At 69.2% G+C, this 18014-nt stretch carries 18 protein-coding genes; 10 read left to right on the forward strand and 8 right to left on the reverse strand.

What is annotated here, in order from left to right; all coding sequences use genetic code 11:
* The first annotated feature begins 485 nt into the window (after nt 1–485).
* The gene (locus HWX76_RS01035) at nt 486–1208 is read left to right on the forward strand and encodes a haloacid dehalogenase type II (protein WP_050013752.1); all 723 of its coding nucleotides are present in this window, start codon (nt 486–488) and stop codon (nt 1206–1208) included.
* A gap of 57 nt (nt 1209–1265) precedes the next feature.
* On the opposite strand, the gene HWX76_RS01040 is transcribed toward HWX76_RS01035, so the two are convergent.
* Nucleotides 1266–2057: a uracil permease gene (locus HWX76_RS01040; protein ID WP_089489250.1), complete on the reverse strand. Its 792-nt coding sequence runs from the start codon at nt 2055–2057 to the stop codon at nt 1266–1268.
* A 93-nt stretch (nt 2058–2150) separates the two neighbouring features.
* Nucleotides 2151–3110 (reverse strand): LysR family transcriptional regulator, encoded by a 960-nt coding sequence (locus HWX76_RS01045; RefSeq protein ID WP_089489249.1) that lies wholly within the window; start codon nt 3108–3110, stop codon nt 2151–2153.
* 155 nt (nt 3111–3265) lie between these two features.
* Here HWX76_RS01045 and HWX76_RS01050 point away from each other — a divergent pair, with 155 nt between their 5' ends.
* The 3 genes from HWX76_RS01050 to mmsB all read left to right on the forward strand — a co-directional run bounded on the left by HWX76_RS01050 (nt 3266) and on the right by mmsB (nt 7132).
* Nucleotides 3266–4585 carry an MFS transporter gene (locus tag HWX76_RS01050; RefSeq protein WP_089489248.1) on the forward strand — a complete coding sequence of 440 codons (1320 nt, stop codon included), beginning with the start codon at nt 3266–3268 and terminating at the stop codon, nt 4583–4585.
* Between the two features lie 112 nt (nt 4586–4697).
* Nucleotides 4698–6224 (forward strand): CoA-acylating methylmalonate-semialdehyde dehydrogenase, encoded by a 1527-nt coding sequence (locus HWX76_RS01055; protein WP_176015376.1) that lies wholly within the window; start codon nt 4698–4700, stop codon nt 6222–6224.
* A gap of 17 nt (nt 6225–6241) precedes the next feature.
* Complete coding sequence (mmsB, locus tag HWX76_RS01060; RefSeq protein WP_176015377.1) at nt 6242–7132, forward strand: 3-hydroxyisobutyrate dehydrogenase; 891 nt, start codon at nt 6242–6244, stop codon at nt 7130–7132.
* A gap of 115 nt (nt 7133–7247) precedes the next feature.
* Here the strand turns inward: mmsB and HWX76_RS01065 are convergent, their stop codons facing one another.
* Complete coding sequence (locus tag HWX76_RS01065) at nt 7248–7580, reverse strand: hypothetical protein (RefSeq protein WP_176015378.1); 333 nt, start codon at nt 7578–7580, stop codon at nt 7248–7250.
* A 510-nt stretch (nt 7581–8090) separates the two neighbouring features.
* Between HWX76_RS01065 and HWX76_RS01070 the strand changes: the two genes are divergently transcribed.
* The gene (locus HWX76_RS01070) at nt 8091–8852 is read left to right on the forward strand and encodes a DUF4397 domain-containing protein (protein WP_050013745.1); all 762 of its coding nucleotides are present in this window, start codon (nt 8091–8093) and stop codon (nt 8850–8852) included.
* 108 nt (nt 8853–8960) lie between these two features.
* Here HWX76_RS01070 and HWX76_RS01075 read toward each other — a convergent pair whose 3' ends face one another.
* Nucleotides 8961–9515 (reverse strand): DUF3005 domain-containing protein, encoded by a 555-nt coding sequence (locus HWX76_RS01075; protein WP_176015379.1) that lies wholly within the window; start codon nt 9513–9515, stop codon nt 8961–8963.
* Between the two features lie 195 nt (nt 9516–9710).
* Entirely contained in the window at nt 9711–9959 is a 249-nt protein-coding gene (locus HWX76_RS01080; RefSeq protein WP_175974961.1) for a hypothetical protein, read from the reverse strand.
* A 252-nt stretch (nt 9960–10211) separates the two neighbouring features.
* On the opposite strand from HWX76_RS01080, the gene HWX76_RS01085 reads away from it, so the two are divergent.
* Entirely contained in the window at nt 10212–10529 is a 318-nt protein-coding gene (locus HWX76_RS01085; RefSeq protein WP_244137926.1) for a cytosine permease, read from the forward strand.
* On the opposite strand, the gene HWX76_RS01090 is transcribed toward HWX76_RS01085, so the two are convergent.
* On the reverse strand, nt 10526–11578 hold the full coding sequence (locus tag HWX76_RS01090; RefSeq protein WP_176015380.1) for an RNA-guided endonuclease TnpB family protein: 1053 nt from the start codon (nt 11576–11578) through the stop codon (nt 10526–10528). The genes HWX76_RS01085 and HWX76_RS01090 overlap by 4 nt on opposite strands.
* 119 nt (nt 11579–11697) lie before the next feature.
* Between HWX76_RS01090 and HWX76_RS01095 the strand changes: the two genes are divergently transcribed.
* Nucleotides 11698–12426 (forward strand): aspartate/glutamate racemase family protein, encoded by a 729-nt coding sequence (locus HWX76_RS01095; protein ID WP_176015381.1) that lies wholly within the window; start codon nt 11698–11700, stop codon nt 12424–12426.
* 61 nt (nt 12427–12487) lie between these two features.
* Nucleotides 12488–13672 (forward strand): LysR family transcriptional regulator, encoded by a 1185-nt coding sequence (locus HWX76_RS01100; RefSeq protein WP_176015382.1) that lies wholly within the window; start codon nt 12488–12490, stop codon nt 13670–13672.
* A gap of 36 nt (nt 13673–13708) precedes the next feature.
* On the opposite strand, the gene HWX76_RS01105 is transcribed toward HWX76_RS01100, so the two are convergent.
* On the reverse strand, nt 13709–15280 hold the full coding sequence (locus HWX76_RS01105; protein WP_176015383.1) for an MFS transporter: 1572 nt from the start codon (nt 15278–15280) through the stop codon (nt 13709–13711).
* A 100-nt stretch (nt 15281–15380) separates the two neighbouring features.
* Here HWX76_RS01105 and HWX76_RS01110 point away from each other — a divergent pair, with 100 nt between their 5' ends.
* Complete coding sequence (locus HWX76_RS01110) at nt 15381–16259, forward strand: LysR family transcriptional regulator (RefSeq protein ID WP_176015384.1); 879 nt, start codon at nt 15381–15383, stop codon at nt 16257–16259.
* A gap of 162 nt (nt 16260–16421) precedes the next feature.
* On the forward strand, nt 16422–17408 hold the full coding sequence (locus HWX76_RS01115; RefSeq protein WP_176015385.1) for an ABC transporter substrate-binding protein: 987 nt from the start codon (nt 16422–16424) through the stop codon (nt 17406–17408).
* A gap of 22 nt (nt 17409–17430) precedes the next feature.
* On the opposite strand, the gene HWX76_RS01120 is transcribed toward HWX76_RS01115, so the two are convergent.
* On the reverse strand, nt 17431–17805 hold the full coding sequence (locus HWX76_RS01120; protein WP_089489243.1) for a phage protein NinX family protein: 375 nt from the start codon (nt 17803–17805) through the stop codon (nt 17431–17433).
* Nucleotides 17806–18014 lie beyond the last annotated feature (209 nt).

Here is an 18014-nt window from a genome sequence, read left to right on the forward strand (position 1 = left end):
TCCTGCCGTCTGTCCGACCGGGTCTGGTGCGCCCGGTTCGTTATCGATATTTCGTGCCCTGTTCCGCTCCGGGTTTACGCCGATCCCCGGTGCGCCCCGTTTGCGCGCCGAGCGAGGGCGCGCCGAAATGTATTTAACACCAATCCGTGACGATCGACATACCTGCTTCCATCAGGGGATACGCTCGGTTGCCGCGCGGCGGGCGGCGGCGGCCGGTGCGATGAAAGGTTGCTGCGCCGCACGACGGCGCGGGCGCGCCGCCCGTCAATCCTTCCGGATGTGCTGACCGGCCGGGCGCGCGCGACGGCAGGCGCTGTCAGGCCGGCACCGCGCGCTTGTCCTGCTTCCGGCTCCGGCGGGGGCCCGCATCGCGGCCTCCCCCGCCGCGTTTCCGTATCCGTGATTCAATGTCGATCGAACCGGCGCCGCGCCATCCGGCGGCACGGCGATGTGGCCCCTCATCGAACGACCTTCACTGGATCACCATGACGAACCCTGCCGAAATCAAGGCGCTCGTTTTCGATGTCTTCGGAACGATCGTCGACTGGAGAAGCGGTGTCGCACGCGGCGCCGCCGCATTCCTGGACCGCCACGCGCCGACGCTCGACCCGTTCGCGTTCGCCGATGCGTGGCGCGACGAATATTCGCCGTCGATGGAAGAAATCCGCAGCGGACGCCGCCGTTACGTGCGGCTCGACGTGCTGCATCGCGAGAACCTCGTCCGTACGCTCGATCGTTTCGGGATCGTCGACGTGCCCGATGCCGACATCGACGCACTCAATCTCGCGTGGCACCGGCTCGATCCGTGGCCCGACGCCGTCGCCGGGCTGCACCGGCTGAAGCGCCGTTACATCATCGCGCCGCTGTCGAACGGCAACATCCGGCTGATGGTCGACGTCGCGAAGCACGGCGGGCTGCCGTGGGACGCGATTCTCGGCGCCGAGGTGGCCCGCGCGTACAAGCCGTCGCCGGCCGTCTATACCGAAGCGGTCGAGATTCTCGGCCTCGCGCCGGCCGAGCTGTGCCTGGTGGCCGCGCATAACGGCGATCTGGCGGCCGCGCGCCGGCTCGGGCTGTCGACCGCGTTCGTGCTGCGGCCGACCGAGCACGGGCCCGGCCAGACGACCGACCTGCAAGCCGACGATGCGTGGGATTTCGACGTGAGGGATCTGAACGAACTCGCGGATCGGCTGGGTTGCCCGGGCTGAGTGTGCCGGGCGGCGCGGCCCGCCCCCGCGCCGCGATCGCGAGGCGGCGCACCTCCGCTACTTCACCACCGCCCGCCATGCGGTTCGCGCGTAGATGAGCAGCAACGGCAGCAGCGCCAGCGCGAACAGCAGGCATAGCGCGAGCACCCACACCGGCCATTGCTGCGGATTCCCGTGCGCCCAGTAACGGTACGGCACGCTCAGGAAGGCAAGTTCCATCAACAGCGCCCCAAGCGGCACGAGTCCGTTCAGCACCGCCGCCACGCCGAAGCGCGCCGCGCCGTCGATCTTCTTCCCGGCCCCGTACGCCGCGATCAGGTACACGAAATACCCGACGATCGCGACCATCACCGTGCCGCCGGCCAGCAACCCGATACTCCGCACGCTGCGTTCGTGCCACTGATGCGCCCCTTGCGGCAACACGACATCGATCTTCTCGCCGATTTCGGGCACGGCGCCCGAGCGAATGTTGCCGGGTAGCGTGATACGTTCGCCATCCGGCATCACGGCTTCCAGGATCGACGTGTACTTGATGCACCGGTACGACGAGGTTCGCCCCGAACTGTCGCGGCGCTCGCAGGTATCCCACTCGGACTGGTAGGACACGACGGTCGCTTCGTATTTCGGCGATACCGCCAGTGCGTAAAGCTCGTCGCCGATCCAGTACGCGAACGGGAACAACAGCGACACGAGGCAAAAACACACGAGCCACCAGAACGCGACCGCGCCGCCGGAGCCGCGCTTGCCGCCCGTCTGTCGGCGCACCATGCGCGACGCGAGCCAGTAGGCGGTCACGCCGAATACCACCACGCATACCACGAACACCTTGCCCGCATGCGTCAAAGCCATTTGCCCTCTCCCCGCTAGCCGGTCGAATCGCCGCCGGCCGTGTTGTCATCCAGATCGATCATCGCATCGCCGTCGCGCCCCGCCCGTCGACCGCTACGCCGGCTCGCCGACGAACCTCAGCGTGCCCGACTCCCCCGACAGCAGCGCGCAGTTCGCGTCCGCCGCCGCGCGCAGGTAATCCCACAGCGCGGTCACGCGCCGCAGCTTGCGCAGATCCTCGCGGCACGTCAGCCAGAAGCACCGCGTGACGACCACGTCGTTCGGCAGCACGGGCACCAGCGCCGGCTGCGTGGCCGCGATGAAGCACGGCAGGATCGCGAGGCCGCCGCCCTGTAGCGCCGCGAAGACCTGCGCGATCACGCTCGTCGTGCGCAACCCGGCCGTAGCACCAGGCACCGCGCGGTCCAGGTACAGCAGTTCGTTGCTGAACGCGAGATCGTCGACGTAGCTGATGAATGCGTGCTGCGCGAGATCGTCCGTGCAGGTAATCGGCGCGTGATTCCCCAGATAGTCGCGCGTCGCATAGAGCCGCAACTGGTAGTCGCACAGCTTCGTGACCACGTAGGGCCCGCGCTCGGGCCGCTCGAGCGTGATCGCGAGATCGGCCTCGCGCTTCGGCAGGTTGACGAAATGCGGCACCGGCAGCAGGTCAACCGTCACGTGCGGATGCGCGGCGCGAAACTGCGCGAGCTGCGGCGCGAGGAAAAAACAGCCGAACCCTTCGGTCGACCCGATCCGCACGTGACCCGACAGCGCCTCCCCCGTGTTCGCGACCTGGTCGCACGCGGATTGCACGGTCGTCTCCATCGCATCCGCATACGCGACGAGCCGCTGCCCTTCGGCCGTCAGCGTGAAGCCGCCGGAGCGCGACTTGTCGAACAGCAGCGTGCCCATCGCGGCTTCGAGCGCGCGGATGCGCCGCGCGACGGTCGTGTAGTCGACGCCGAGCCGCTTCGCCGCGCCGCTCGCGCGCTGCGTGCGCGCGACTTCGAGGAAAAAGCGCAGGTCGTCCCAGTTCAGGTTGCCGGAAACCGGCTCGGTGGCATGTCGCATCGGCGAGGAAAAAGGAGGGGTCTCCGGGCCGGCCGTCGATATGCATAAATGCACATCCAACCGGTTTCTTTATCGGTACATCGTGAATCTGCGCATAACTATACTCGACCGTGACCTGCGGACCATGAGCCGCGGGCAATAAAACCGGAGACACCATGCAGACCCGATCCACCCTCGATGAGCATGCGACCATCGCGACGCCGGCGCCCGAGCGCACCGCGAAGCATTACCTGCTGGCCGGCTGGGCCAGCATGGCCGGCACCACGATCGAGTGGTACGACTTCTTCCTGTACGGCACGGCCGCCGCGCTCGTGTTCAACCGCATCTTCTTCCCGTCGCTGGACCCGGTCGTCGGCACGCTCGCCGCGTTCGGCACGTTCGCGGTCGGCTTCATCGGGCGGCCGATGGGCGGCATCGTGTTCGGCCACTTCGGCGATCGCATCGGCCGCAAGTCGATGCTGATGATCACGCTGCTGCTGATGGGCGTGCCGAGCATGATCATCGGGCTGATCCCGTCGTACGACAGCATCGGCTACTGGGCCGCCGCGCTGTTGATCGCGATGCGCTTCCTGCAGGGGATGGCGGTGGGCGGCGAATGGGGCGGCGCGGTGCTGATGGCCGTCGAGCACGCGCCGAAAGGCCGCAAGGGGCTGTTCGGCAGCCTGCCGCAGACGGGTGTCGGGCTCGGCCTGATCCTGTCGTCGGTCGCGATGGCCGCGGTGGCCGCGCTGCCGGAAGCCGACATGCTGTCGTGGGGCTGGCGCGTGCCGTTCCTCGCGAGCATCGCGCTCGTCGGCCTCGGCTGGTTCATCCGCGCGAAGGTGCCGGAATCGCCCGACTTCGAGAAGGTCCGCAAGCAGGGCAAGGCCGAGAAATCGCCGGTGACGGCCGCGCTGCGCCGCCATCCGCGCGAAGTGCTGACGATCGTCGGCGCACGCGCCGCCGAGAACACCTGGTTCTACATGGTCGTCACGTTCGCGCTCGCTTACGCGACGCAGCAGCTGCATCTGCCGAAGGCCGAGATGCTGCACGCAATCACGGCCGGCGCGGCGCTGTCGCTCGTCACGATGCCGCTGTGCGGGCATCTGAGCGACCGCATCGGCCAGCGCCGGATGTTCGCGATCGGCCTCGTGCTGATGTGCGCGTTCGCCGCGCCGTTCTTCATGATGCTCGGCACGCAGCAGACGTCGTATGCATGGTGGGCGATCGTGCTCGGCCTCGGCGTCGTGTTCCCGATCCTCTATGCGCCGGAATCGCTGCTGTTCGCGCAGCAATTCCCGGCGGAAATCCGCTACAGCGGCATCTCGCTGTCGGTGCAGCTGGCCGGCGTGATCGGCGGCGGCTTCGCACCGATGATCGCGACGTCGCTGCTCAAGGCCGGCGGCGGCCAGCCGCACTACGTGATCGCGTACCTCGTCGGCTTCGGCGTGTTCGCGCTCGTGTGTACCGCGTTGATGCGGCCGGCGCGCGCGTAGCGCCGCACCCGCATTCCATCGATTTCAGTTCGACCTGCCGTCCGCCGTGGCCGCACGCGCGGCGGACGCAGGCCACCCTTTTGCTTCGCACCACCGTTTCCCGGAGAGTTCCATGAACGCCGCAGTTCCCCAGACCACCCTCGCCCTGCCCACCGCCAAGCTGCTGATCGACGGCGCGTTCGTCGATTCGCAAAGCGCCGAATGGGGCGACATCGTCAACCCCGCGACGCAGCAAGTGATCGGCCGCGTGCCGTACGCGACGCTCGACGAGGTCGATGCCGCGATCGCGTCCGCGCAGCACGCGTTCCAGACCTGGAAGACGACGCCGATCGGCGCGCGGCTGCGCATCATGCTGAAGTTCCAGGATCTCGTGCGCCGCAATCTCGAACGGATCGCGCACACGCTGACGGCCGAGCAAGGCAAGACGCTGCCCGACGCGCAGGGCGACATCTTCCGCGGCCTCGAAGTGGTCGAGCACGCGTGCTCGATCGGCACGCTGCAACAAGGCGAATTCGCGGAGAACGTCGCGGGCGGCGTCGACACCTACACGCTGCGCCAGCCGATCGGCGTGTGCGCGGGCATCACGCCGTTCAACTTCCCCGGGATGATTCCGCTGTGGATGTTCCCGATGGCGATCGTCTGCGGCAACACGTTCGTGCTGAAGCCGTCCGAGCAGGACCCGCTGTCGACGATGCAGCTCGTCGAACTCGCGATCGAGGCCGGCGTGCCGCAAGGCGTGCTGAACGTCGTGCACGGCGGCAAGACGGTGGTCGACCGCCTGTGCACGCACCCGGACATCAAGGCGATCTCGTTCGTCGGTTCGACGCGCGTCGGCACGCACGTGTACAACCTCGGCAGCCAGCACGGCAAGCGCGTGCAGTCGATGATGGGCGCGAAGAACCACGCGGTCGTGCTGCCCGATGCGCACCGCGAGCAGTCGATCAACGCGCTCGTCGGCGCGGGCTTCGGCGCGGCCGGCCAACGCTGCATGGCGACCTCCGTCGTCGTGCTGGTCGGCAGCGCGCGCGACTGGCTGCCCGATCTCGTCGAAAAGGCGAAGGCGCTGAAGGTCAACGCCGGAGCCGAAGCCGGCACCGACGTCGGCCCGGTCGTGTCGAAGGCGGCGAAGGAACGCATCCTGTCGCTGATCGACGCCGGCGTGAAGGAAGGCGCGACGCTGCTGCTCGACGGCCGCGACGTGAAGGTGCCCGGCTACGAGCACGGCAACTTCGTCGGCCCGACGATCTTCTCGGGCGTGACGACCGACATGTCGATCTACACGGAAGAAATCTTCGGGCCGGTGGTGGTCGTGATGGAAGCCGACACGCTCGACGACGCGATCGCGCTCGTCAACCGCAATCCGATGGGCAACGGCGTGGGCCTGTTCACGCAGAGCGGCGCGGCCGCGCGCAAGTTCCAGAGCGAGATCGACGTCGGGCAGGTCGGCATCAACATTCCGATTCCGGTGCCGGTGCCGTACTTCAGCTTCACCGGTTCGCGCGGCTCGAAGCTCGGCGATCTGGGCCCGTACGGCAAGCAGGTCGTGCAGTTCTACACGCAGACGAAGACGGTCACCGCGCGCTGGTTCGACGACGACACGACGGCCGGCGGCGTGAACACGACGATCGCGTTGCGCTGATCCGACGGAGCCCGCACATGGAAATCGCCTTCATCGGACTCGGCAACATGGGCGGCCCGATGGCCGCCAACCTGCTCAAGGCCGGCCACGCGCTGACGGTGTTCGACCTCGACGCGCACGCGGTCGACGCCGCGGTGCGCGCCGGCGCGACCGCGGCGGCGTCGCCGCGTGACGCCGCCGCGCGCGGCTCGTTGATCATCACGATGCTGCCGGCCGCGCAGCACGTGCGCGTCGTCTACCTCGGCGACGACGGCGTGCTGGCCGGCGCACGCGCCGGCGCGACGCTGATCGACTGCAGCACGATCGATCCCGGCACCGTGCGCGCGGTGGCCGACGCCGCCGCGCAGCGCGACTTTCCGCTCGCCGACGCGCCTGTGTCGGGCGGCACCGGCGGCGCGCAGGCCGGCACGCTGACCTTCATGGTCGGCGCGGACGCCGCGCTGTTCGGGCGCATCCGCCCCGTGCTGCTCGACATGGGCAAGAACGTCGTGCACTGCGGCGGCACCGGCACCGGGCAGATCGCGAAGATCTGCAACAACCTGCTGCTCGGCATCTCGATGATGGGCGTCGCGGAAGCGATGGCGCTGGGCGCGGCGCTCGGCATCGAGCCTCCGGTGCTGGCGGGCATCATCAACACGTCGACGGGCCGCTGCTGGAGTTCGGACGCGTACAACCCGTATCCGGGCGTGAGCGACACGGCGCCGGCCGCGCGCGGCTATGCGGGCGGCTTCGCGGCGAACCTGATGCTGAAGGATCTCGGGCTCGCGACCGAAGCCGCGCGCGGCGCCCATCAGCCGGTCTGGATGGGCGCGCTCGCGCAGCAGCTGTATCAGTCGATGAGCCAGCAGGGGCTCGGCACGCTCGACTTCTCCGCGTGCGTGAAGCTGTACGAGGCGCAGCCGGCCTGACCCGCCCGGCCGACGCCGGACGTGCGCCGACCCGCGATGTGCCCGTAGGGCATCGCGGGTCGGTTTGCATGCGGGGGAAGGAAAACGCGGGCGGCGCGATCATGCCGCCGATCGGTCAACCGCGCGGGTTCGACGCCGTCTCGAAGGTCGGATGGCACTCGAACGCGAGTTCCGAGCGCGCGTCGACACGGCGGCCGGCGGTCAGGGATTCCTGCTTCATGCTCGCGCGCATCCCGCGCTGCGAGCAGTAGTTGGTGGCTTCGCTGACGGCCTTCTGATGGGCGTCGGCCCACGTCGTCGACACGCCGACCGTGCGCGTCGTCACGGTGAATACGTTCGGGTTCGACGTCGCGGTCACGTCGGAAGCAGTCGAACACGCGGCGAGCAAGCATGCAGTCGCCGCAATGGTCAACCATCGCAGGGTTCGAAAAGAGACTGGAATGGGCATGGAGGGCAAGCGCACGCCGGCCGGCGTGCATTAAGCAACATAGGCGACAGTATGCCTGCTCGATCGCCGGAGATCATGCCCCTTTCGGTGAACACATTGTTTCGAATGGTTAAACGATGGTCGAACCTGGCAAGATTTACAGCCGTCGCCGGCCATCATTTTCGTCCGACAGGTCATTTCGTCCGGCGCGACGGTCGACGCACGCCCGCCTGCCGGATTCTCGCGCACGCTCCCGCGAGCGTTCGGCACGCCGGCTGACCCCGGCGCGTGGCGCGCGGATGTGCTTTTTACAACCGCGTCGATCGCGCAGCCCGCTCCCCCCAACGCCCCGCGTCGGGCACCCCGCCGTCGTTCGCCGGCTTTTTCTCCGCACAGGCACACCGCTTGCGTCACCTCCGCGCCCGCCATCCGGCGGACAGCCATCTTCCTTCCAACCGGCGCTGCGCCCCGCGCGATCCTTTGCGCGGCGGTCCCGCATCGCAAGGCAGGTTTCCTGAACGAGAGGACGACATGAAATCAATACGAACGATAGTGGCCCTGTGCTCGGTCATTTCCGTGCTCACAGCGTGCGGCGGCGGCGACGACGCCGGGACCGTACTCGGCATCTCGAAGCCGCAGGCGCGCTTCATCAACGCGGTGCCGGCCGGCCCGAACCTCGACTACTACCTGAACGCGAAGGTCGACCAGTCGGGCGTCGCATACAAGGGCGTGACGCGCTATCACGACATCGACTCGGGCACGCAGACCGCGAGCTACGACGTGTCGGGCACGACCGCGACCGTCGCATCCCAATCGTTCAGCGCCGCGAACGGGCACCACTACACGACGATCGCGCTGCCGAGCACGACGTCGCTGATCTCCGTCATCGACGATCCATACGCGAAGGGCCTGCTGTCGGACAAGGCGCGCGTGCGCGGCTTCAACGCATCGCCGAACGCGCAGAACGTGGACGTGTACGTCGTGCCGCCCGGCACCGACATCACGACGCAGAGCCCGACGCTGGCAGGCGCGGCCTACCAGAATGCCGTGCCGGCCTCGACGCAGGATTCGGTCTACCTGAACGGCGGCACCTACCAGGTGATCGTCACGACGGCCGGCAGCAAGTCGCCGATCCTCAAGACCGCGCCGGTCAGCATCGCCAACAACGCGGACTGGCTGCTCCTGACGATTCCGTCCGGCGGCATCGGCGACGTGACGCCGAACGACATTCACGTGCTCGTCGCGCAGGGCAACGACGCCGATACGTCCGCGCAGGAGCTGGGGCCGCAATAACGCAGCCACTCACGCGGCAACGGGCCGAAAACGACACACGGCGGCCGGTGCGATTGCATCGGCCGCCGTGTGTCGCATACCGGTATCGAGCGTCGATATCGCTGCCCGCTATCGGTCGTCGGTCCGTTCGAGGCAGATCACGTGCTCGGCGCGCGTCCCGTCGCCGTGCTCGACATCGACGTCGCCGACATGGCGCACGCGCCAGCCCGGGCGCGTCGCGATCTGCGGCATGTTGCCGGACGGCCGGCTCTCGATTCCGCCGAGCCCTTCGTCGGGCGTATCGACCGCTTCGTCGAGCAACGCGTTCGAATAGATCACGTTGTCCTGCAGTTCCGACGCGCCGGTGCGCGCCTCCATGCCTTTGCCGTCGACGTCGACCGTGTTGTCGGTCATCGCCATGTTCGCGTTGTCGAGCGTGACGATCCGGCCGGCGGCCCGGCGCACCGGATCGCCGCTGTCGACCGCGTGCGCGTCGACGTCGATCTCCGGCAGGCCGGTCGGCATTTTCCCGGCAACGGCCTCCGGCGTCAGCGGACGCTGCGCCGTCTGGGTGGCCTGGGTCGCCGCGTCCGGCATGTCGCCGGCCGCCGGCGTCTTCACCGGGCTCTTCGCGATCTGTTCCCGCTGCTTTTCCGGGGTAGGGTTCGATTCCGCGTTCTGCATCGCACCTCCTTGCCCGGCCGGCGGACGTCGGCGTCACGCCGTCGTCGCCGCGCCGGAATTCGCTACAACGGTCCTTGCAAATCTTTCATGCGCACCGCTCCGCACGTACGCCGTTCGGCGCACGCGCCGACGGACACGGCGCTCGGTGGGCGAATCGGCGGCACGCTGGCGCGCCGCCCGCCCCCCCAATGCCGGTCAACCGCCGCCGCTCGCGCCGGCCGGGGCGGAAGCCGCGCCCGGCAGGGTCGTGCCGGCCGCGCCGCTGCTCGGCATGCCCGACGGTGCGGTGGAAGGCGCGGCCGACATGCCGCTCGCTGCGCTCGAATCCGAACTGGCTGCGCCGTTGTCGCCCTTCTTCTGGCAACCCGCGCCCGCCGCCAGGCCCGCGATCAGGATGCCGGCGAAGACGGCTCGCGATACGTGACGAATGGAATATCGCTGCATGACACCTCCGCTGATGTCGATGTGGATGGAACCCGCTGACTCGCAATATGCGTGCCGTCGCCCGTCTCCGCGGCCGCGCGCCATTGCATTCATTTTTCAAATGACGCCCAGCCGAATATTTAATTTCCCATCGCGGTAGCCGCCGCCCATACTCGCGAACAAATCCGAGACATAACGTCCACCGGGGCCCGGCCCGCGCTGCGTACGACATGCGGCCGGTGTCGCGCCCCGCACATGGAAGGAGACAACGGCGTGCAACTGGAAGCCATCCACCGCGCGGGCATCGGGCCCGGCGCGGACGACGCATCGCATCGAACCGACACGGCCGCGCGCGATCCCGCGCTGAGCCCGCGGCTGCACAACGCCGACCTCGCGCCAACCCAGGCCGAAGGCCGCACGTGGGGCCGCTACAGCATCTTCGCGCTATGGACCAACGACGTGCACAACATCGCGAACTACTCGTTCGCGATCGGGCTGTTCGCGCTCGGCCTGTCGGGGTGGCAGATGCTTGCGTCGCTCGCGATCGGCGCGGTGCTCGTGTACTGCTTCTTGACGTCCTCGTCCGCCTAAAAGCGAAGGATTCCCACACCTGGCGATGCACGTCCGCATCGGAGAATGTTCAGCGCAGCGTTGATATCTCGATCATGCTCGACACCACAGTCACTGCAGGCCCATTCTCTTATTCTCAGTCCCGCGATACCTTTCGGCCGCGTCGTGCTGGCTTGCGACCCGCACGCCGAACAGGACTGGGTAGAACCGCTTTCGTCGACTTCCTCGAACGTGGCTCCGTGCGCGATCGCTTTGTAGCGGAGCTTGTTTCGGAAGGACGACCAGGATGCGTCGTAGACGCTTTTCGCCATTCTGGTTCTGGCGAGTTTTGCGGCCGACACGTTGCCGACCGCGATGTAATCGAAGCGCCGCACCAGATCGAGCGCGAGCTTGTGCTGGAAGTCGGCACGGGCATTCGCGACCTTGGCGTGCAGCTTCGCGATATGCCGCTTGTGCTTTCGTGCCCGTTGCGCTTTCGCCAGCTTCTCCGCCGCGCGTCGGCCGAACCGGTCATTCGGCAGTTTTTCGCCGGTCGAAAGTGTGGCGAAGTCTTTCAGGCCGAGATCGATGCCCACGCCGGAACGGACCGGGCGGGCCTGCACATCGGGCATCTCGATCGCGATGTTCAGAAACCAGTTACCACGCGCATCCTGCGCAAAGTTGGTCCCGTCCTTGATCTTGCCTTCGGGAAGCGGTCGGCTGTTGAACACGCGAAAGGTGTTGCCGGCAAAGCGAAACGCGTCGCCTTCGCGCTTCAGGTCGCGGCCCTTCAGCGGCACCCAGCCCAGCGATTTCCTGCCGCGATAGCGCAGGTAGGGCCGACGGTACTGACTGCGCGACTTCGCATATTGCTCGCACGTCGCGTTGACCGTGCCGGAGTGGATGCCGAGTTCCTTACTGCTACCGGTCGTCAGCACGTTCAGGTCGAAATCCGTCGGCCACTTCTTGCCCCACTTGAGCGCGTGCTTCTGTGTGTCGTTGCAGTAGTTCCAGACGTAGTTCACCGCACGGCTCTGCTTGTTGAGCAGTCCGTTGAGCGACTTCACGCGGTAGCGGTAGACAAGAATCATGCAGGTGATCCTAACCCGTGGAAGAAGCTGTCTGTCAACAGCACGCCGTCCCGTCCCGCCATCCGCCCCGAAGGAAGTCCCCTTGGGGGAAATGGCGGGGTTTATCGGAGCAAATTCTGATGAGAATCCTGGTAGTCAACGTCAACACGACCGAGTCGATCACCGACGCGATCGCCGCGCAGGCACAAGCCGCCGCGTCGCCGGGCACGGAGATCGTCGGGCTCACGCCGCGCTTCGGCGCGGAGTCGATCGAAGGCAACTTCGAGAGCTACCTCGCGGCGATCGCCGTGATGGACCGCGTGTTGAGCTACGACGAACCGTACGACGCGGTGATCCAGGCCGGCTACGGCGAACACGGCCGCGAAGGGCTGCAGGAACTGCTGACGGTGCCCGTCGTCGACATCACCGAAGCGGCCGCGAGCGTCGCGATGCTGCTCGGCCATCGCTACTCGGTCGTCACGACGCTCGACCGCACGGTGCCGCTGATCGAGGATCGCCTGAAGCTCGCCGGGCTCGATGCGCGCTGCGCGTCGGTGCGCGCGAGCGGCCTCGCGGTGCTGGAGCTCGACGAGGACCCGGCCCGCGCGATCGAATCGATCGTCGTCGAAGCGCAGCGCGCGGTGAAGGACGATCGCGCGGAAGTGATCTGCCTCGGCTGCGGCGGGATGGCCGGCCTCGACCGGCAGATCGAGGAATGCACGGGCGTGCCGGTCGTCGACGGCGTGTCGGCCGCGGTCGCGCTCGCCGAGTCGCTGGTGCGCCTGAAGCTGAAGACGTCGAAGGTCCGCACGTACGCGCCGCCGCGCCCGAAGCGGATCGTCGGCTGGCCGGGCACCTTCGCGAAATGACGGGCCGCCGGCCGGCCGCCGTGCGGCGCGCTCAGCCTGTCTCGCCGGCACGCGTATCGGCATGCGGCGCCCGCTAGACTCAACCGCCCCGCCCCGCGACGCGGGCGACGCCGCGGGCGCGCTCGACGTGCTCGATGCGCGGCTGATGCGCATCCTGCTCGTGCTGCTGACCGAGCGTACCGTGTCGCGCGCGGCCGTGCGCCTGAACATGTCGCAGCCGGCGACGAGCGCCGCGCTCAAGCGGCTGCGCACGCTGCTCGGCGATCCGCTGCTGGTGCGCAGCCGCTACGGGATGGTGCCGACCGAGTTCGGCGCGCGACTGATCGAGCCGCTGCGCAACGCGCTGCGCGTGATCGACTTCATCCGCGTCCAGCAGCCGACGTTCGACGCGCGCACGTCGGTGCGCACCTACCGGATCGGCTGCCCCGACTATCTGAACGTGCTGTTCGTGCCGAAGCTCGTCGCGCTATTCCGCGAGCGCGCGCCGAACGCGCAACTGGTGTTTCATCCGCTCGGCGACGGGTTCGACGACGAGCGCGCGCTGGCCGACGGCGAACTCGACGTCGTGATCGACAACCGGCCCGCACGCCGGTCGCGCTTCCGGCAGGACGACCTGTTCGACGACCGCGTCGTGTGCCTGATGCGCGCGACGCATCCGCTCGCGCGGCACGGCGCGATGACGGCCGCCGGGTTCGCGGCGGCGCCGCAGCTGTGCCCGACGCCGTCGTGGCTCGAAGCGTCCGGCGCGATCGACCGGCAGCTCGAACGCGTCGGCCTGCAGCGGCACATCGTCGTCACGCTGCCGCATTTCGAACTCGCCGCGCATGCGCTGGTGCGCAGCGACCTGATCCTCACCACCACGTACCGGCTCGCGCGGCACTACGCGAAGCTGCTGCCGCTCGCCGCGGTCGCGCTGCCGGCCGAGCCGCCGGACATCGCGTACCGGATGACGTGGAACGAATCGGGCGCGTGCGCGGAAGGCGGTCGATGGCTGCGCGGGCTGATCGCGGAAGCGACGCGTGCATGGCTCGACGCCGACGCGATGCTGCCGGCGGTCGCCGCGGTCGCCGCCGTTGCCGCTTCCGGGGTCGATGCACACGCGCCGAAACCCGCGCCGGCCGTCACCGATCCGCCCGGGCTCGCCCAGCGCGCGCGCCGCAGACCGGGCACGCATTGTCATGCGTCGCCTCCGGCGCGCGTCGCACAGGCCGCACGCATTCATCGCATCGCGACGAAGTCGCACTGATCGGCCCGAGCGTCCACGGCAGGATCGTGCACAACGTCATGCGCGTCCGCGCATCGGTTGCGCAAGCAACTTGTACGCAACGACGGCCGAACCGAGCGCGAGCACGCCGCTCACCGTCAACGCATCGGCGAACCCGCTCGCGAACGCGACGGGCGCGGCCTGCGCGAGCGCGCCGGCGGCCGACGGCGGCACGCGGCCGAGCGCCTGCGCGAGATCGCCGGCCAGCAGGCTCGACATGAACGATGCATCGGCGAACGCGCGCAGGCCAGGCGTCGCGGACAGCAGGCCGTCGAGCCGCGCATGCGTACTCGCCGCCAGCACCGCGCCGAGCACGCCGACGGCCGTCACGATCGCCGAGAAGCGCGTCGTCGTGCTGATGCCCGACGCCATGCCCGTGCGATCCGGCGGCACGCACGCCATGATCGCCTTCTGCGTGTCGCCGTTCATGATGCCCGCGCCGCATCCCGTCACGAACATGCCGAGCGCGACGAGCCGGTAGTCGCCGCTGGCCGTCAGCGCCGCCGTCGCAAGATTGCCCGCGCCGATCAGCGCGAGCCCGCCCGCCAGCACGCCGGCGGAAGACACGCGCGCGGCCAGCGCCGCGCCGAGCGACGGACCGGCGATCATCGCGAACGCGAACGGCAGCATCCCGAGCCCGGCATCGATCGCCGACATCCCGAACGCGTTTTGCAGGTACAGCGGCAGGAACGTCATCATCACCTGCGCGCACGCCGCGTAACCGAACATCGCGAGCACCGCGCCGACGAAGCGCGGCTGACGAAACAGCGCGAGATCGATCATCGGCCGCGCCTGCCAGCGCTCCGCGCCGACGAATGCCGCCAGCAGCGCGGCCGCGAGCGCGAGCCGGCCCAGCGTCGCGGCCGACAGCCAGCCGTGCGACGGCGCGCCGATCAGCGCCGCGATCGCGCAGGCGAGCGCCGCGCCGAACAGCAGGCTGCCGGCCGCGTCCACGCGTTTCGCCTGCGGATCGTTCGATTCGTCGATCGCGACGCGCGCGCCGGCCGCCAGCAGCAGGCAGACCGGCAGGTTCAGCAGGAACACCCAGCGCCAGCCGATCCATTGCGTGATCGCCCCGCCGACGAGCGGCGCGATCGCCGTCGCGATCCCCATGCACATGCCCCAGATCGCCCACGCACGCGCCCGTTCGCGTCCGTCCGGGAAACGGTTCGCGATCACCGCGAGCGCGGCGGTCAGCAGCAACGCGGCGCCGCCGCCCTTCACCGCGCGCGCGGCGATCAGCCAGCCGGCCGACGGCGCGATGCCGCAGCCGAGCGACGCGACGAAGAAGAGCGCGAGCCCCGCGAAAAGCATCCGCCGGCGCCCGAAGCGGTCGGCGAGCCCGCCGGCCGGCAGCAGGCACGCGGCGAATGCGGTCATGTACGCGCTCACGACCCATTCGATATCGGCGAAGCTCGCGTGAAAGCCGCGCGCGATGCTCGGCAGCGAGACGGCCACGACGTTCGTGTCGAGCACGATCAGCGCGCAGGTCGCGGACGCGACGGCGAGCGTCGCGGCGGCAGGCAAGTTGCCGCCGGCGCGCGAAGCGGCCGCCGCGCTCGCGCGCGACGCCGGTGAAGACTGGGACATCGGCCACTCCGGAACAGGATGAACGAGCCGTATGCTAGGCTTGCCCGCTATTGCCTGTCATTGACATTTCAATGCCGTTTCATTGACGAAAATTGCAACCATGAGCCAGCTCGAATTCCGTCACGTACGCGCCTTCCTGAGCGTCGCGCAACATCTGCACTTCGCGCGCGCGGCCGACGCGCTCGACATGGCGCCGCCCGCGCTCACGCGGCAGATCCAGGAAGCGGAGCGCGTGCTCGGCGTGCGGCTCTTTCACCGGTCGCGCCGCGCGGTCACGCTGAGCGCGGCCGGCGAAGCCTATCTCGCGGAAGCGCGTGCCGCGTTCGACCATCTGCAGCGCGGCAGCGAACTCGCCGCGCTGGCCGAACGCGGCGAACTGGGCCGGATCGAGATCGGCTATGTGTCGTCGGCCGTTTATTCGGGCACGCTGCAGCGCACGGTCGGCGCGTTCCGCACCGCGCACCCGCGCATCGAGCTGAACCTGCGCGAAGTGCCGATGGACGACGTCGCGAACCAGCTCGACGCGGGCCGCCTCGACCTCGCGTACGTGCGCCCGCCGTTGCCGCTGCCCGGCGGCTTGCGGATCGTCACGCTGCAGCGCGACGTGTTCGTCGCCGCCGTGCCGGCCGATTCGCGCCATGCGGCGATGGCGGCCGTGCGCGCGGCGGACCTCGCCGACGCGCGCTTCGCGGTGCCCGAACAGGAGCTCGGCACGCTCGAAGTCGCGCGCCGCGGCCGCTTCGCGCCGGTCGTGGCCGCGCGGCCGGGCGGCCTGCTGGCGGTGCTCGCGTGCGTGTCGGTGAACGGCTGCGTCGCGGTGATTCCCGATGCGCTCGCCGCTTGCGTGTCGCTGCCGGGCGTCGTGTACCGGCCGATCGCCGGCAAGCCGATCATGTCGGCGCTCGCACTTGCGCACCGGCGGTTCGAAAAGGCGCCTGCGGTGCGGGCATTCCTGCGCACGGTCACGCCGGCCGCGTAAGGCGCGCTCGCAAGCGCTCGGGCTTCGGGCAGCGGCGGCCGCATCGACGGTTATCACGCGAATATGCATTCCACGATTCGATGTTTGTCGGCCGGAAACCGATTCCGTAACCTGCCCGGCAGCCGCGCCGCCCGCGCGCGGATCACCGAGGACACGCCGCCGATGACCCACTCCTTCGCCACCGCGCGCCGCCGCACACTACAGCGCCTTGCCGCCCTCGCCACCGCGCCGCTCGCGGGCGGCCTCGCGCTGCCCGCCCGCGCGGCCGGCGACGACCTGTCGGGCGTCACGCTCGTCCTCGGCGACCAGGCCGGCGGCCTGCGGGCGCTGGCCGAAGCCGCGCGCGTGCTCGACGGCGCGCCGTACCGGTTCCGCTGGGCCAACTTCCAGGGCGCCGCGCCGCTGTTCGAAGCGCAGCGTGCGGGCGCGATCGACCTCGCACCGGCCGGCGACCTGCCGGTCCTGACGGCCGCGCTCGGCGATCCGTCGTTGCGGATCGTCGCGACGCGCGTCGGCTCGCCGACGTCGCTCGGCATCGTCGTGCAGCCCGACTCGCCGGTTCGCACGGTGGCCGACCTGAAAGGGCACACCGTCGTCGTGTCGTCGGCGCGCGGCAGCATCTCGCAATACCAGTTGTACGGCGCGCTGCGCGAACAAGGGCTCGCGCCGCGCGACGTCGACGTGCGCTTCGTGCTGCCGGTCGACGCGTTCGCCGCGTTCGAGGCGAAGCGGATCGGCATCTGGGCCACGTTCGATCCGTACTACGGGCATGCGGTGCGACGCGGCGCGCGCATCGTCCGCGACGGCAGCGGCATCAATTCGGGGCTCGCGTTCCTCACGTCGCCGGTCGACACGCTCGACGATCGCGGCAAGCGCGCGGCGCTGGCGGACGTGCTCGCACGGCTCGCCCGGGCGGGCCAATGGGCGCTCGCGCACCCGGCCGACTACGCGAGCGTCTATGCGTCGCTCACGCGCCTGCCGCCCGACGCGGCCACCGATATCGCGCGCCGGGCCGCGCTCGCGCAACGCAGCCTCAGCGACGCCGACATCGCCGTGCTGCAGCGCGTCGCCGATCGCGCGGCGGCGGACGCGATCCTGCCGCGCCGCGTCGACGTCGCGTCGATCGCCGTCCGGCAGGTGTCCGCCTGAGCGACGCGGCGCGAGGACGTGCTCAGCGCGGCCGCGCCATATCGAGATCCGGCACGTCGTCGCCGAACGTCGACGCGACGAGCGTGCGCATCGCGGCGATCAGCAGCGTCGGCCCCGACTGGTTAAACGTGCAGCGCTCGCCCGCGGCCGGCACGGCGCGGTGCAGCACGGCACGCCACGCGCCCCGCCCGCCGTCGCGCTCGAACGCGGCGAACGGCAGCCGCTCGACGATCGGGCCGCCGTCCGCCCACGACGACGACGGCGCGAACGACGTCGGGACGCCGCCCGGTTCGCGGATCACCGTGCATCGCGACGTGTCGATGCGCGGGGCGACGAGGTCTTCCGCCATCGCCACCCAGTAATCGAGCGTCGCGCCTGCCAGGTCCTGCACTTGCATGACCGTCTCCGTATGACCGTTGTCTTGAACGACGTCCTAGCCGTTGTCCATGCAGCCGCAAGGACGGCTCGCCTACGTGACAGGGTTTCGTCCCCTGTCGCGCTGCGATAAGCATAGTTCAAATCGTTTCTTGTCCGCCCCGGACACGTCATCGAGAATGATTCGACGGACCGACACCCGGCACCGCCGCCCCAAACGTACTCCTGACC

This window comes from Burkholderia sp. BCC0398 (assembly GCF_902833245.1).
GTDB lineage: Bacteria > Pseudomonadota > Gammaproteobacteria > Burkholderiales > Burkholderiaceae > Burkholderia > Burkholderia sola.

What these genes read in the sequence shown, in the direction of transcription:
- HWX76_RS01090 (WP_176015380.1), bottom strand. Translation starts at nt 11,578, where the DNA reads ATGATTCTTGTCTACCGCTACCGCGTGAAGTCGCTCAACGGACTGCTC.
- HWX76_RS01100 (WP_176015382.1), top strand. Translation starts at nt 12,488, where the DNA reads ATGCGGCGCCCGCTAGACTCAACCGCCCCGCCCCGCGACGCGGGCGAC.
- HWX76_RS01055 (WP_176015376.1), top strand. Translation starts at nt 4,698, where the DNA reads ATGAACGCCGCAGTTCCCCAGACCACCCTCGCCCTGCCCACCGCCAAG.
- mmsB (WP_176015377.1), top strand. Translation starts at nt 6,242, where the DNA reads ATGGAAATCGCCTTCATCGGACTCGGCAACATGGGCGGCCCGATGGCC.
- HWX76_RS01110 (WP_176015384.1), top strand. Translation starts at nt 15,381, where the DNA reads ATGAGCCAGCTCGAATTCCGTCACGTACGCGCCTTCCTGAGCGTCGCG.
- HWX76_RS01120 (WP_089489243.1), bottom strand. Translation starts at nt 17,805, where the DNA reads ATGCAAGTGCAGGACCTGGCAGGCGCGACGCTCGATTACTGGGTGGCG.
- HWX76_RS01040 (WP_089489250.1), bottom strand. Translation starts at nt 2,057, where the DNA reads ATGGCTTTGACGCATGCGGGCAAGGTGTTCGTGGTATGCGTGGTGGTA.
- HWX76_RS01075 (WP_176015379.1), bottom strand. Translation starts at nt 9,515, where the DNA reads ATGCAGAACGCGGAATCGAACCCTACCCCGGAAAAGCAGCGGGAACAG.
- HWX76_RS01045 (WP_089489249.1), bottom strand. Translation starts at nt 3,110, where the DNA reads ATGCGACATGCCACCGAGCCGGTTTCCGGCAACCTGAACTGGGACGAC.
- HWX76_RS01050 (WP_089489248.1), top strand. Translation starts at nt 3,266, where the DNA reads ATGCAGACCCGATCCACCCTCGATGAGCATGCGACCATCGCGACGCCG.
- HWX76_RS01080 (WP_175974961.1), bottom strand. Translation starts at nt 9,959, where the DNA reads ATGCAGCGATATTCCATTCGTCACGTATCGCGAGCCGTCTTCGCCGGC.
- HWX76_RS01070 (WP_050013745.1), top strand. Translation starts at nt 8,091, where the DNA reads ATGAAATCAATACGAACGATAGTGGCCCTGTGCTCGGTCATTTCCGTG.
- HWX76_RS01035 (WP_050013752.1), top strand. Translation starts at nt 486, where the DNA reads ATGACGAACCCTGCCGAAATCAAGGCGCTCGTTTTCGATGTCTTCGGA.
- HWX76_RS01115 (WP_176015385.1), top strand. Translation starts at nt 16,422, where the DNA reads ATGACCCACTCCTTCGCCACCGCGCGCCGCCGCACACTACAGCGCCTT.
- HWX76_RS01065 (WP_176015378.1), bottom strand. Translation starts at nt 7,580, where the DNA reads ATGCCCATTCCAGTCTCTTTTCGAACCCTGCGATGGTTGACCATTGCG.
- HWX76_RS01095 (WP_176015381.1), top strand. Translation starts at nt 11,698, where the DNA reads ATGAGAATCCTGGTAGTCAACGTCAACACGACCGAGTCGATCACCGAC.
- HWX76_RS01105 (WP_176015383.1), bottom strand. Translation starts at nt 15,280, where the DNA reads ATGTCCCAGTCTTCACCGGCGTCGCGCGCGAGCGCGGCGGCCGCTTCG.